The following is a 13,325-nucleotide window of genomic DNA, read 5'->3' on the forward strand; positions in this document are numbered from 1 at the left end:
GGAGTCGTGAGCTGTCCTGATCCGAACGCGTGCCTGGGGGGGCCGGGCAGGTTTCTCAAGCGATGAATAGCTCTGGCCGCGACATGCACCCGGCGAACGAAACTCTCGAATCCCAGCTGCTGGAAGCCCTGCCCCCCCTGCACCGCCGTGTGCGGGGGGCCTCGGTCGAAGTCCTGGCCCAGCGGCTGGTGGAAAGCTGCCCTCGCCCCGCTGGCCTGGAAGGGCTGGCCCCGTGGCTGGGCGTGGCCCTGGAGGCCCTGGAGACGGAGCTGGCCGCGATCCACGCGGAGATCGTCCAGTTCACCCGCCAGCACAACGAGGCGGTGGATGACGCCGCCCGCCGCCAGGTGCTGGTGGATCACCTCAAGGCCACGGTGAAGGACCGCAAGGACCGCAAGGAGGACCTGCGCGCCCTGGACCGGTGGATGGGCTTCGACGCCCTGCGCGAGCGGCAGGAGAAGCGCCGCCACAAGCTGCTGATCGAGGAAGAGACAGCGCTGCGCGCGCTGACGGGCGTGCTGACCACGGCCCACCCCGAGGAGCTCCAGCCCGCCGCCGTGCCGCTGGCGAGGCAGCTGCTGGACCGCGCCGTGGACGCGCCCCGCGCGCAGAACCGCTTCGCCGCGCTGGAGGCCTTCCGGCAGCTGGCGCAAGCCGTGCCGGGCGTCGCCGCGTCGCTGCCCGAGGTGGGCCCCACGCTGACGAGCCTCGCGGGCCAGGAGGACGTGAGCCCGTTCTTCCAGGCGGAGGCCCTGCGCGCGCTGCTCACCGTGGACGCGCTGACGGGCCTGGCCCTGCTGCGCCAGCGGCTGCGCGCGAACGCCCCGTCGGAGAAGGACTTCCTCTTCCGCCGCCAGGTGCTGGAGCAGTGCGCGCCGCTGCTGTCGGAAGAGCACCGCCTGCCGCTGCTCACCGAGGTCGCGCACCACGACCCCAGCGAGTACGTGCGCATGGGCCTGTGCGCCCTCATCGCGCAGCGTCCGGACGGACAGTCCCTGCTGCGCCGTCTTGCGGGCCTGGAGTCGATGCCCGCCGTCGCGGGACAGGGCCTGTCGGAGCCGAGCCCGCGCGTGCGCACCGCCGCCGTGCTGGCCGCGGTGGACGCGGCGCTCGCGTCGCCGAAGGTGAAGGGCCCTGCCCTCCAGGTACTGGTGGACGTGCTCGGCCGTGACACCGCGCCGCTCGTGCTGCGCGTGTCGTGCGAGCGCGCCGCCGCGCTGGCGGAAGCGCTGGGGGCCGCCGGCCTGGGCCCCGCGCACGCGGCGCTGCTGGACGCGGTGGAGTCACTGACGACGCAGCCGGAGTCCTCGGGCCCGGTGGTGGAGGCCGCCGCCGCCGCCGCGCAGGTGCTGCGCCGGGTGAAGGACCCGGTGCGCCAGGCATGGACGGCGTTCCTCGCCGGCCGCGTCTCCAAGCTCCGCCCGGGCAGCCGCACGCGCATCCCGCTCCAGCCCGCGCCGGAGAACCTGCCGCCGATGCCGGAGGGCCCCGCGTGGCTGGGCGCCATCCTCGCGGACCTGTCGCAGGACGGGCACGGCCTGTACGCGGAGCGCACGGACAAGACGCTGACGCTGTGGCACGGCGACCGGCAGGAGCGCCGCCTGTGGCGCATGTGGCACGAGCTGGGCCGCCCCGCGCCGAACAAGCGCCAGGCGTTCCTGCACACCACCGGCCGCGTGATGTCCGGCACGCTGCGCGCGCATCCGGGCCACCTGGATGAAATCACGGAGACCCTGGTCCCCGGCGAGCGCGTCCACGTGGCGAGCCAGGGCAGCTGGGGCCGCCACCTGCCCACCGTGGACGACCTCCTGGACATGCCGCTGTCGAAGGACGGCAAGGTCCACCTGTTCAGCAGCCACGGCGAGACGGTGCTGGTGCCGCCCGCCTCGCGCCTGCGCCGGCTGACGAATCGCATGAAGGTGTCGAAGGACTACCGGCGGCTCGCGACGCTGCGGCTGGACTCGCTGGGAGGCGAGGAGCCCCGCGAGCGCCGCCGCTTCGTGGAGCACGTGGAGAAGGACCTGGGCGTCCAGGTGCGCTTCACGCCCTACGGTCAGAACAAGCAGGTCCCTTCGCCGCTCGCCACGCTCTTCCACGAGCCGGAGGCCGCGCCGAAGCCGCCGTCCACGCTGCACACGCCCGCGCTGCTGGGCCTGCAGAGCGGGTTCCTGGCGCTCCTCACCGAGCGCATCATGGAGAACGAGGGCTACTTCCTGGGGATGGGAGGCAACGGCATCGCGGCGCTGGGTCTCTTCACCGCGGCGCTCTTCTCCATCTTCCTGGGCGACACGTACGTGAAGCGCCAGAACGTGCGCAAGTCGCGGGAGAAGATCCCGCTGGTCATCGGCGGCTGGGGCACGCGCGGCAAGTCCGGCACGGAGCGCCTGAAGGCGGCGCTCTTCTCCGGCATGGGCTTCGAGGTCTTCGCGAAGACGACGGGCTCGGAGGCCATGTTCGTGCACAGCGCCCCGGGCGCCGGGCCGTCCGAGTTCTTCATCTTCCGCCCCTACGACAAGGCCACCATCTGGGAGCAGAAGGACATGGTGGAGCTGGGCGCGCGCCTGGGCACGGAGGTCTTCCTCTGGGAGTGCATGGCGCTGCAGCCCAACTTCGTCGAGCTGCTCCAGAACGACTGGATGAAGGACGACTTCGCCACGCTGACCAACGCCTATCCGGACCATGAGGACATCCAGGGCCCGGCGGGCATCAACGTCGCGTCGGTCATCACCAACTTCATGCCCAAGGGCGGCCGGGTGGTGACGACGGAGGACCACTTCCTGCCGCTCTTCAAGCAGGCGGCGAAGGAGAAGGACACGACGCTGCTGCACAGCGCGTGGTGGGAGGCGGAGCTCATCCCGGAGGAGTTCCTCGCGCTGTTCCCCTACCGCGAGCACCCGCGCAACATGGCGCTGGTGGCCACGCTGGCCGAGCAGCTCGGCGTGTCGCGGCCGTACGCGCTGGCGCTGATGGCCGAGCACGTGCAGCCCGAAATCGGCGTGTTGAAGGTCTTCCCGCCGGCGAAGGTGCGCGGGCGGCAGCTCCAGTTCATCAACGGGCACTCGGCGAACGAGCGCACGGGCTTCATGAACAACTGGATCCGCACGGGCCTGGGGGACGTGGATCCGGACGCGAACCCGGAGCGCGCGGTCATCACGGTCATCAACAACCGCTGGGACCGCGTGTCCCGCTCGGAGGTCTTCGCGCGCATCATGGTGGAGGACGCGCCCGCGGACCGGCACGTGCTCATCGGCACGAACCTGGAGGGCCTCCAGAAGTACGTGCGCGACGCGTTGGACAAGCACCTCTTGAGCACGGAGGTCGTCGCGGCGGAGGAGGTCTCGAGCCCCGAGGGGCAGGCCCGCGCGGAGGCGCGGCTCGCGAGGGAGCTGGCGAAGCTGAAGGTGCCGCGTCCCACGATGGCGACGTTCATGGACCGGCTGGAGCGGTACGCGGCCGGCGCGGGACTCCAGGCCACGGCGACGCTGGCGCTGACGGCGGCGGTGGGCAAGGCGCTGGAGGGCGGCGACGACGACGTGGGCGTGGAGAAGCTCCGCCGCGCGCTGGAGCGCGAGGTGGGCCCGCTCCTCGACGAGGCGCTGTCACCGGTGTCGCGCGCGCAGCCGCAGGCGCTGCCGGAGGTGCTGACGGCCGCGACGAAGGACGAGGTGCGCGAGCACGCGCTGTACCTGCTGGCGCGCATGGCGGTGCACGCGCGGCTGAAGGCGCTCTTGCCCCGGGGTGAAGCGGATGCGCAGGGGCGCGTGAAGGCGTTCCACGGGAAGTTCCGTGAGGCCTACAAGGCCATGATGCTGGAGCAGCTGGTGCCGGTGTCCGACTCGCAGGCGACGGGCGACCAGGTGGTGGACGCGTGCGCCCGCGCGGTGCCGCCCGGGATGCAGGTGAGCATCATGGGCGCGCAGAACATCAAGGGCACGGGCCTGGACTGGGTGTACCGCTGGATGGCGCTGGACCGCGTGACGACGGCGCTGAAGGCGCTGGAGGGCACGTCGGTGGAGGCGCGGCGGCGGGCGCTGGAGTCGCTCGAGACGTTCGACGACTCGGGCTTCGTGGACGCGGGCCTGGCGCGCACGGTGCTGCCGGGGCTGGTCAGCAAGGCCGCGTCGCCGGACGAAGCGGACCGGCTGCGCAAGCTGGCGGAGCGCGCCCGGGCGAGGCACGAGCTGAAGATCAACGCGCTGACGCACACGGCGGCGGGCGGCGCGACGCAGGTGGTGGTGCGCAAGCTGGAGAAGGTGTTCGACTACCTGGACAGCGTGACGCGCCGGCGGCTGAGCGAGATGTTGTTGGAGGACCTGGAGACGGGCCGCGTGTCGCACGCGCGGGCGGCGGTGGAGACGCGCAAGCTGTACGAGCGCCAGAAGGGCGGCTGGCTCTTCCGCGGCCTCAAGAAGCAGCCGAAGCGGCTGGCGCCGGTGGTGGAGGCACCCGTGCCCGTCGTGGCGGAGGCGCCGGCGGAGGCAGTGTTCAAGACGACGGTGGAGCTCCCCAGCACGAAGGTCCCGGTGACGGTGCACCACGTCCCCATGGACACCAACGCGCTGACGAAGGGCGAGGGGCCCGTGCTGCTGCGTGACGAGCCACTGAAGAAGCAGGGCCCGGAGGTCCCTGCCGCTGAGTCGGCGGTGGATGACGCAGGCGAGCCGCTGTCCTGAGTCCCACCGAGCACGAGACCCGAGGAGAGACGTACATGGAGGAGATTCCCATCACGGACGCGATGCTCGGGGAGCGCGTCCCTTCCCTGCCCCGCTTGAACGCGGTGGAGCCCGCGCCGCGCGGGCGCGTGGAGCCCCTGTGCGTGCAGGAGGTCCGGAGCCTTCCGGCCTTCGACGCACTGGAGGCCGAGTGGAACGCGCTGGTGAAGCGCGTGGACGACCAGGTGTTCTACCGGCACGAGTTCGTGCGCTGCTGGCTGGAGCACTTCGCGCCAGGAGCGGCCCTGCGCATCCTCACGGCGAGGAACGCGCTGGGCACGCTGGTGGCGGTGCTGGGCCTCAAGGAGGAGCAGGGCCACCAGTACGGAGTGCCGGTGCGCCAGCTGTCGTCGCTGACGAACAAGCACTCCTGCCGCTTCGACCTCGTCGCGGAGGAGCCGAAGCGCGCCGCGGTGGCCTTCCTGTCGCACCTGATGGGCGACCCCAGCTGGGAGGTGCTCCGGCTGTCGGACGTGCCGGAAGGCGGCGCGGCGTGGGAGCTGGTGCACGCGGCGAAGGGCGCGGGAATGCCCTGGGGCGCGTGGCCGAGCGCACGCTCGCCTTACCTGGTGCTGCCCTCCACGGTGGCGGCGTGGACGAAGGGACGCAGCAACGCGAAGCCGCTCCGGCGCAGGCGCAGGCGGCTGGAGGAGAAGGGCCGCGTGGAGGTGGAGCGCGTGGCCGGAGTCGAGGGCCTGGGGTCGAAGTTGGAGGAGGCCTTCGCGTTGGAACAGAGCGGCTGGAAGGCACAGGAAGGCACGGCGATCGCGCAGGCGGATCACCGGCGCGGCTTCTACACGGGGCTGGCGCGCACGGCGGCGGAGCGCGGCTGGCTGGGATTGTACTTCCTGCGGTTGGACGGGCGGCCCATCGCCTTCCAGTACGGGCTGGAGTACGGCGGCCGATATCTGGCGATGAAGCCCGGCTACGACGAGACGTTGGCGGAAGTGAGCCCGGGGCACCTGTTGACGGAGAGCCTGGTCCAGGACTGCATTGAGAGGGGTTTGAGCGAGCTGGACTTGCTGGGGGACGACGCCCCCTACAAGCGCGAGTGGACGGAGCAGGTGCGGCAGCACCACTGGCTGTTCATCTACCGGGACACCTGGATGGGACAGACGTTGCAGCGGTCGAAGTTCCGCTGGGCGCCGGTAGCGAAAAGGATGGTGGGCAGATGGGTCCGACGGCGCTGACGTTTTATAGGGCCGCGAAGCGGCTCCAGGCGCTCCCAAGGCTCGCGAGCGTGGTGGCCACGGTGGGCGACCGCATCCACAACAGTCACGTGGACACGAAGGCCGCGCTGCACCCGACGGTGGAGCTGGGCTACGGAGGCATCGGCGTCATCATCGCGCCGGGCGTGGAGATTGGAGAGCGGAGCTTCATCTCCCAGAACGTGAGCCTGGAGCCCCTGCCCGGAGTGGCCGGCGTGCCGCGAGTCGGCCGCGACGTCTACATCGGGGTGGGCGCGCAGATATTGGGCCCGGTGACCATTGGAGACGGAGCGAAGATTGGCGCCAACGCCCTCGTGATGGAGGACGTGGCGCCTGGGTCCACCGTGGCGGGAATTCCCGCGCGCGAGCTGAAGCGACAGGCGCCGCCCACGGGGACGTGAGCAGCCCTGCTTTGAAGCAGGCACTACCCATCACTGACCCTGCGTCCGCTACGGCATGCAGATGCTTGGCTCACCATGTGCTGAGCTGACACACGCAAGGCCGTCAGGACACGGCACCGCGCCAGGCGAGCACAAGGTCTCACAACTCCGATAGGCCTTGAAGCGAGCCCAGGATGGCTTGGTTTGCGGCAATGGTCCCACTGGCCAGCCCATGCAGTACTGGCCACCGCCACGACAATCCTGGTCGATTTCGCATTCTCCGTATGAGCCTGTTGTCAGCCAAGTGCCCAGCGCTCCCAGGAGCATGGCGACAGGCACCGAAATCACTCGCCATCTGGGAGCGGCCACGTATTCCTCCAGCACTCACGGATGGCGACAGGCGCCTCCCACAGGACCGTGACGCTCAGCTGCCCTTGGGCATGTTCAGCGCCATCGCGACCAGCGAGAGGGTCAGGTCCTCGGGCTGGTAGGGCTTGAACGGGTTCAGCGTCGTCCCGGTCGAGTCCAGGTGATCCAGGCCGGACAGGGTCACGGACTTGGAGCCGGGGATGAACGCGTCCTGAGGCAGCACCAGGCCGTCCGACTTCACGCCGTAGCGCTGCTGCATGTACTCCTCCATGGCGAACAGCGGAGACGTCGGGTTCGCGGTGGTGGAGGCCATGCACACGGCGGGGATGCCCGCGGGCATCGGGTGCTTCTTCAGGAACTCCTTGCGCGAGTCGTACGTCAGGTCCTCACCGGCCTGGATGCTGCCGCCCAGGGCCTCGACCGCGCCGCCCACGCCGTAGCGCACCAGCGGGTTGTCCAGCAGGTCCTGCGCCATGGGCGAGCCGCCGTACGGCGACTGGATGGTCACCAGCGCGCGCACGTGCTCCTTGAGCTCCGGGTACATCGACAGCGCCGCCGCGGAGTCCAGGCCACCCTTGCTGTGGCCAATCAGCACCACCTGCTTGCCGTTCTTGGAGGCCTCCAGCACCGCCTGACGGACAATGGCCGCGTTGTGCTCCACGCCCATGTCCGTGTCCACGGGCACCCGGCCCACCTGGAGGCCCTGGGCCTCCAGCGCGTCCAGGTTCTTGTCGAAGTAGATCTGCTTGGGCGCCGCCTCGGAGAGCAGTCCGCCCACGGCCAGGAACACGCAGTTCTTGGCCTCGGGGGGCATCACGTTCTGGCCCGCGCGCACCGCCTGGTTGAGCTTCATGAACTCGGCCGTGGAGTCCTTCGCGGGCGGATACGCCTTCTGGATCCAGCCGATCTTGTCCGCCTCGCCCTTGCCAGGCCACGGGATGGGCAGGCGCAGGGCATTGACCTGCTGCGAGCCCGCCGGAGTGGCCGACGTGAAGCGGTCGCCCTTCACCACGGCGTTGTAGCCCTGCGCGCCCTTGGCCCGGGCAGGGGCCTCCGGAGCGACCCGTGTCTGCGTGGACGGCGTGAGGCTGGAAGGACGCGTGACCTGGACCATGGGGGGACCTCGGGAGGGGGAGCCGAGCAGTGCAGCAGGGAGGCTTGCCTACATTGTCGGTAAATGGCGCCGGGAGTTGCGTCCCCTGTTCCAAGACCGTGAGAAGCCGAGAACCTCGGAGCCATGACGCATTGCAACAAGTGTACGGTCCAACGTTGAACGAATTCGGGCCGCAGCGGTGTTGTTGGGGCCCCATGCCCAAGGTACCAAGGCCCATGACCATCCCCCTGCGTCCGAGTGGAATTCCCGCGGTGGGGGACCTGCCCTGGGGCTCCCACTTCTGCCAGTTCTACGGCGACCGGGAGGACCTCGTGGACTCGCTGGTCCCGTACTTCAAGGCGGGCCTGGAGAACAACGAGCACTGCCTGTGGGTCACGTCCGAGCCCTTCGGTGCCACGGACGCCCGGACGATGCTGCGCAACGCCGTGCCGGACCTGGATCAGCGGATGAGCCGGGGGCAGATCGAGATCATCGACCACCACGACTGGTACATGAAGTCCGGCGGCAAGAGCGCGGACGAGGTGCTCCAGGGCTGGGTGGACCGGCACGGACGGGCGCTCGCGCAGGGCTACGCGGGGCTGCGGCTGACGGGGAACACCTACTGGCTGGAGCGTCAGGACTGGTCCGACTTCGTCGAGTACGAAGCGCGCGTCACCGACACCTTCAAGAGCCACAACATCATCGGGCTGTGCAGCTACTGCTTGAGCCGGTGCGGCCCCCGGGACGTGCTCGACGTGGTCCGCAACCACCAGTTCGCGCTCATCCGTCAGGCGGGCGAATGGGAGCTGATTGAAAGCGCGCCGCTGCGGAGCGCGAAGGCGGAGCTGCACAAGCTCAACGCGGAGCTCGAGCAGCGCGTGCAGGACCGGACGGCGGAGCTCCAGCACGCGCTCCACATGCGCGAGGAGTTCCTCTCCGTCGCGTCGCACGAGCTGAAGACGCCCATCACCTCGCTCCAGCTCTACGTGGAGAGCCTGCTGCGCGCCAACCAGCGGGGCACGCTGTCGGTCGACCACGCGACGCCCAAGCTCCTCAAGGCCAAGGAGCAGTGCGGGCGGCTGGAGAACCTCATCAACAAGATGCTCGACGTCTCGCGCGCCTCCGCGTCGGAGGATCCGCTGCCCATCGAGGCGGAGGAGGTGGACCTCGCGGAGGTGGCGAGGAGCGTGGGCGAGGTCTTCGCGGAGGGGCTCCAGCGCGCCGCCTGCGAGCTGCGCCTGCGCGCGGATCAGCCCGCCGTCGGCCACTGGGACCGGATGCGGCTGGAGCAGGTGGTGACGAACCTGCTGTCCAACGCCATCAAGTACGCCCCCGGGACCGTCGTGGAGCTGGAGGTGCGCTCCAGCGAGGACCGCGCGACGCTGGTCGTCCGCGACGGCGGACCGGGCATCCCCGAGGAAGCACAACAGCGCGTCTTCGAGCGGTTCGTGCAGCTGTCGCCGAAGTCCCACGCCGGAGGTTTCGGGCTGGGGCTGTGGATCGTCCGGAGCATCGTGGACGCGCACGGCGGGAGCATCAAGCTGACCAGCAAGCCGGGACAAGGAACGACCTTCCAGGTCGAACTCCCGTCCCGGCGAAGCGCGTAGGTCCCCGGGAAGCTGGCACGTGCCGTCCCACACCCTCCTGCTGGTCGACGATGACGCGGCCATCGCTGACGCCCTGAGCGAACTCCTCGTGGACGAGGGCTACACCGTGGTCACGGCGGCGAACGGCGCCGAGGCCCTGCGCTATCTCCGCGCGAACGTGGCGCCCTCGCTCATCCTGCTGGACCTGATGATGCCGGTGATGGACGGCTACGCGTTCCGCGAGGTCCAGCGCGAGGACCCGGCGCTGAGCCACATCCCCGTCTTCATCCTGAGCGCGGGCCACCTGGGCGACCGCGTCCGGAGCCTGGGCGTCGCGGGGGTCTTCAAGAAGCCCCTCCTGCTGGACGCCCTGCTCGCCGCGATCCAGGAGCACTGCGCCCCCAGGGCCTGAAGCCAATCAGGCCCGGGAAGTGCGTCACCGGGTCAAAACCTCTCGCCCGTCGGCTGCTTCGCTCCGGGGGATACACCTCCAACGCTGTCCTCGAACGCTTTCGCAATCCTCATGGCGTTTGCCAACGCATCCACGGGCCCAACTCCACCCAAGCAGAGAACCTTGTGGGTGAAGTCGTCAATTTTGATGGGGCAGTACCAACCTCCGCCCATGGCTTCGGGAGCAGTACGCGGCCGCCCGATGGACACCCGGGTCACCCGCTCCTCCCCCTTGGCTGTCACGTAAGCCCACCAATCCTCCGCGACCAGGTCGTCAATCACCTCAAGCTCAGGGAAGTTCATCATCGCAGCCTTGGCATCAGGGTGTAGCAAGCCGGTCAGTGCAGGGGGCGTAGACCGTGAACAGCAGCTCCGCCCCAATGCGCAGCAGCGCGGCCATGGCATCGCGCGAGACTGAAAACAGCGCCGCAACCTGCTGCGGTTCGGCCTGGATCCCCACGTCCATCGTCCGGGTCTCGCATGCATCCCACTGCCTTCGAGCATCCGCTGGAAGGCTCTCGACCACCTGCGCCAGCCAGTGCAGTCCCTCTTCCACAGACTGCGGCTGCTCCCGGTGCTCCAGGCTGGCCTCGGTGTCCGTCATCCGGAGGACGAGCATGGACGGTTCCAACGCCTGGATCAGCTCACGAACACCGGCGGTGCCGCGAAGCTCCAGGTCGATGTTAAGAAAATGGGTCATCGTTCCCTCTGCGGCCAATTGGACGTCCAAGGCCTGAAGCTGGACCCCCAAGCATCCTGAGCAGGGTAACCGACCGGGCCCCCCTGCTGCTCCCCTGCCCTTCGGTCGTCAGCCCTGCCTACATGCCGCATCCCACAGGGGATGAGCCGTCCAGGAACTGCTGCGCCATTCAAAGGGACTAGGAAGTGAAGTTCACTGGCGCGGATGGACGCGTCCACGCTCCGCACGAAACGGAAGGAGGACTGAGGTAGAACGGGCGGCATGCTCAAGAAGCTGCACCTCCAGAACTTCAAGGCGTGGAAGGACACGGGCGACATCCAGCTCGCCCCCCTTACGATGTTCTTCGGGACGAACAGCTCGGGGAAGACGAGTCTCCAGCAGTTCCTCCTCCTGTTGCAGCAGACTGCGCAGTCGAGAGACCGGAAGCGGGTGCTCAACCTGGGCGACGAAAACACTCCTGTCGATATGGGGACCTTTCCGGAAATACTCTTTCGCCAAGATCCTGCCGCGATCCTCCGCTTCAACATGGAGTGGGGCGTGAGGACGCAGGAGAAAGGAGCGGTGGACACAGTCTCCTTCGAGGCCTTGATTGGCCACGAAGACACCCAGTCCACCAGGATCGAGGTCAAGCAACTCATCTACAGGTTGAGGACTCTCCAGTCCACGCAGGGCATCGGCATGACCAGGCGCACGCATGGACCAGGGTACGAATTGTTTCTGGAGAACGTTGAGCTCGCCAGACAAGGAACCGCAAGGGAGGCGCTTTCAGCCCCCATTCATTTCTATGGGTTCCCCCATGAAGCCGAAGCCCACTACAAATTCCTCGGCGACCTGGACAGCCTTGCGCTCGAACTCGAAGACCAACTGGACGCAATCCAGTATCTGGGGCCACTACGACAACCTCCGCATCGAACCTATCTTTGGTCAGGTGAGGCCCCTGAAAGTGTAGGTGATGACGGCAGCCTCGCGGTTGCAGCACTTCTGGCTGCGAATGAGCGCTCAATCCAGGTGGAGGACCACCCTGCTCGCCCTTTTGCGCAGCTGATCGCGGAAAGGCTTGTCAGCATGGGACTGCTGGACTCCTTCGAGGTGCGGCCCATTGCGCCCCATCGAAAAGAATATGAAGTCTTCGTTCGCACACCCGGCAGCCCGATGGCGGTTCGCCTGCCGGACGTTGGGTTCGGTGTGTCCCAGGTCATGCCTGTATTGCTTCAGTGTTTCTACACCGAGCCCGGTTCCACACTGCTCTTTGAGCAGCCCGAACTCCACCTTCATCCCAAAGCACAGACCGAGCTCGCGGACGTCTTCATCGATGCGATTCACGCCAGCGAGGATGGGCAGCCCCGGAACATACAGCTGCTCATCGAGAGCCACTCCGAGCACGTCTTGCGCCGGATCCAACGGCGTATCGCTGAAGGGAAGCTCCTGCCAGAGGAGACAGCGCTCTACTTCTGCTCACCCGGCCCTGACGGCTCGCGCATCGAGAAGCTGAAGCTCGACGAATACGGAAACATCACCAACTGGCCGAAAGACTTCTTCGGCGACGACATGGGCGACCTCGTGGCGATGACCGAGGCCGCGATGAAACGCCAGCAGGAGGGGGACCCATAATGAACGCGTCTCCCGCGCTATGCGTCGTCGACACCAACGTGCCGCTCACCGCCAACAAGGCGAACACGGTCAGCTCCGCATGCGTTCATGCATGTGTCCAGGCGATCAACGCAGTGACTCAAAGCGGATGCATCGTTCTTGATGACAAATGGAGCATCATCAACGAGTACAAACACAAGCTGTCTCCCACCGGCCAGCCAGGCGTGGGAGATCGCTTCCTCAGGTGGGTCCTGACCAACCAAGCCAATCCGGCTCGCTGCGTCCGGGTCTCGCTGACGCCACATCCGGATGATCCTCGCGACTTCGAGGAGTTTCCCCGTGACGGGGCGCTTGCCGGCTTCGATCCGGCGGACCGCAAGTTCGTCGCGGCAAGCTGTGCCCACGAGGCTCGACCGCCCATCCTCCAGGCAACGGACAGCAAGTGGTGGGGGCTACGAAGAGAGTTCGAGCGCTGCGGGATCCGCATCCACTTTCTATGCCCAAGGGACATCGAGGAACTCCACGAGCGTCAGGTTGGGAAGTGATGGCTGACGACTTCTTCAAATTCCCCCACACGCCGCATCTCACCTGGCTGTCCTCCAGGCCAGTGCGCCATGACAAGGTGCTCTCTCCCCCCGAGGCGCGAGAGTTCCTCGATGGCGAGGTCCTCATCGAGGAGAAGATCGACGGGGCGAACCTGGGCATCTCCGTAGGCCCTGACGGCGAACTGCGCGCCCAGAACCGCGGGGCCTACCTCGGTCCCCGAGCATCCCCCCAGTTCCAGCCGCTGTGGCCCTGGCTGGAGACACGGCGCCAGCAGATCGTTGAGACGCTGGGCCCACACCTGATGCTCTTTGGCGAATGGTGCTTCGCGGTCCACAGCGTGCGCTACGACGCCTTGCCGGACTGGTTCCTCGCCTTCGACGTCTACGATAAGCAGGCCCGGCGCTTCTGGTCCTCCCGGAGACGAGACGCCCTCGTGACCTCGCTCGGCCTCGCGGCCGTCCCCACTGTCACGCGCGGGCGTCTCACGGTGGACGACGTGGTGAACCTGCTTGGCCCCTCCAGCCTCACCCACGCGCCCATGGAGGGCCTCTACCTCCGCCGTGACGAGGGGGACTTCCTGCTCGCGCGCGCGAAGATCGTCCGTCCCGAATTCGTCCAGGCCATTGAGGAGCACTGGTCCTCGCGCCCCCTGGAGCGAAACGCCCTGGCGGGGCGCTGACAGGGTGGGGGC

11 protein-coding genes are annotated in these 13,325 nt (G+C 68.1%); 8 read left to right on the plus strand and 3 right to left on the minus strand.

Annotation, left to right across the window (positions count from 1 at the left end):
• The first annotated feature begins 62 nt into the window (after window positions 1-62).
• Genes D7W79_RS07930 through D7W79_RS07940 form a run of 3 tightly spaced genes read left to right on the plus strand, consistent with a single transcriptional unit; the run spans window position 63 to window position 6,321 of the window.
• Entirely contained in the window at window positions 63-4,673 is a 4,611-nt protein-coding gene (locus tag D7W79_RS07930; RefSeq protein WP_147441841.1) for a hypothetical protein, read from the plus strand.
• A gap of 35 nt (window positions 4,674-4,708) precedes the next feature.
• On the plus strand, window positions 4,709-5,902 hold the full coding sequence (locus D7W79_RS07935; protein ID WP_208729666.1) for a GNAT family N-acetyltransferase: 1,194 nt from the start codon (window positions 4,709-4,711) through the stop codon (window positions 5,900-5,902).
• On the plus strand, window positions 5,884-6,321 hold the full coding sequence (locus D7W79_RS07940) for a serine O-acetyltransferase (protein WP_120524732.1): 438 nt from the start codon (window positions 5,884-5,886) through the stop codon (window positions 6,319-6,321). The genes D7W79_RS07935 and D7W79_RS07940 overlap by 19 nt, the downstream gene beginning before the upstream one ends.
• Window positions 6,322-6,724: 403 nt before the next feature.
• On the opposite strand, the gene D7W79_RS07945 is transcribed toward D7W79_RS07940, so the two are convergent.
• Window positions 6,725-7,783, minus strand: coding sequence for an esterase/lipase family protein (locus tag D7W79_RS07945; RefSeq protein ID WP_120524733.1), 1,059 nt, complete (start codon window positions 7,781-7,783; stop codon window positions 6,725-6,727).
• Between the two features lie 215 nt (window positions 7,784-7,998).
• Here D7W79_RS07945 and D7W79_RS07950 point away from each other — a divergent pair, with 215 nt between their 5' ends.
• Together D7W79_RS07950 and D7W79_RS07955 are read left to right on the plus strand one after the other, a co-directional pair.
• A complete protein-coding gene (locus D7W79_RS07950) occupies window positions 7,999-9,369 on the plus strand; it encodes an MEDS domain-containing protein (protein ID WP_158616911.1) in 1,371 nt (456 codons plus the stop codon).
• 19 nt (window positions 9,370-9,388) lie between these two features.
• A complete protein-coding gene (locus tag D7W79_RS07955; protein WP_120524735.1) occupies window positions 9,389-9,760 on the plus strand; it encodes a response regulator in 372 nt (123 codons plus the stop codon).
• Between the two features lie 32 nt (window positions 9,761-9,792).
• Here D7W79_RS07955 and D7W79_RS07960 read toward each other — a convergent pair whose 3' ends face one another.
• Both D7W79_RS07960 and D7W79_RS07965 read right to left on the minus strand, forming a co-directional pair.
• Window positions 9,793-10,101, minus strand: a complete 309-nt coding sequence (locus tag D7W79_RS07960) for a hypothetical protein (RefSeq protein WP_208729667.1) — start codon at window positions 10,099-10,101, stop codon at window positions 9,793-9,795.
• A 16-nt stretch (window positions 10,102-10,117) separates the two neighbouring features.
• Window positions 10,118-10,528, minus strand: coding sequence for a hypothetical protein (locus D7W79_RS07965; protein ID WP_158616912.1), 411 nt, complete (start codon window positions 10,526-10,528; stop codon window positions 10,118-10,120).
• Window positions 10,529-10,759: 231 nt separating this feature from the next.
• On the opposite strand from D7W79_RS07965, the gene D7W79_RS07970 reads away from it, so the two are divergent.
• The 3 genes from D7W79_RS07970 to D7W79_RS07980 are packed head-to-tail and all read left to right on the plus strand — an operon-like array spanning window position 10,760 to window position 13,313.
• Window positions 10,760-12,109, plus strand: a complete 1,350-nt coding sequence (locus D7W79_RS07970; protein WP_120524738.1) for an AAA family ATPase — start codon at window positions 10,760-10,762, stop codon at window positions 12,107-12,109.
• Entirely contained in the window at window positions 12,109-12,633 is a 525-nt protein-coding gene (locus D7W79_RS07975) for a hypothetical protein (protein WP_120524739.1), read from the plus strand. The genes D7W79_RS07970 and D7W79_RS07975 overlap by 1 nt, the downstream gene beginning before the upstream one ends.
• Entirely contained in the window at window positions 12,633-13,313 is a 681-nt protein-coding gene (locus D7W79_RS07980; protein ID WP_120524740.1) for an RNA ligase family protein, read from the plus strand. Before D7W79_RS07975 ends, D7W79_RS07980 begins: the two co-directional genes overlap by 1 nt.
• Window positions 13,314-13,325: the final 12 nt, after the last annotated feature.

The sequence above is a fragment of the Corallococcus exercitus genome (assembly GCF_003611585.1).
Classification (GTDB): Bacteria; Myxococcota; Myxococcia; order Myxococcales; family Myxococcaceae; genus Corallococcus; species Corallococcus exercitus.

Coding starts and splice junctions, on each gene's coding strand:
- D7W79_RS07930 (WP_147441841.1), top strand. CDS start 63: ATGAATAGCTCTGGCCGCGACATGCACCCGGCGAACGAAACTCTCGAA.
- D7W79_RS07935 (WP_208729666.1), top strand. CDS start 4,709: ATGGAGGAGATTCCCATCACGGACGCGATGCTCGGGGAGCGCGTCCCT.
- D7W79_RS07940 (WP_120524732.1), top strand. CDS start 5,884: ATGGGTCCGACGGCGCTGACGTTTTATAGGGCCGCGAAGCGGCTCCAG.
- D7W79_RS07945 (WP_120524733.1), bottom strand. CDS start 7,783: ATGGTCCAGGTCACGCGTCCTTCCAGCCTCACGCCGTCCACGCAGACA.
- D7W79_RS07950 (WP_158616911.1), top strand. CDS start 7,999: ATGACCATCCCCCTGCGTCCGAGTGGAATTCCCGCGGTGGGGGACCTG.
- D7W79_RS07960 (WP_208729667.1), bottom strand. CDS start 10,101: ATGAACTTCCCTGAGCTTGAGGTGATTGACGACCTGGTCGCGGAGGAT.
- D7W79_RS07970 (WP_120524738.1), top strand. CDS start 10,760: ATGCTCAAGAAGCTGCACCTCCAGAACTTCAAGGCGTGGAAGGACACG.
- D7W79_RS07975 (WP_120524739.1), top strand. CDS start 12,109: ATGAACGCGTCTCCCGCGCTATGCGTCGTCGACACCAACGTGCCGCTC.
- D7W79_RS07980 (WP_120524740.1), top strand. CDS start 12,633: ATGGCTGACGACTTCTTCAAATTCCCCCACACGCCGCATCTCACCTGG.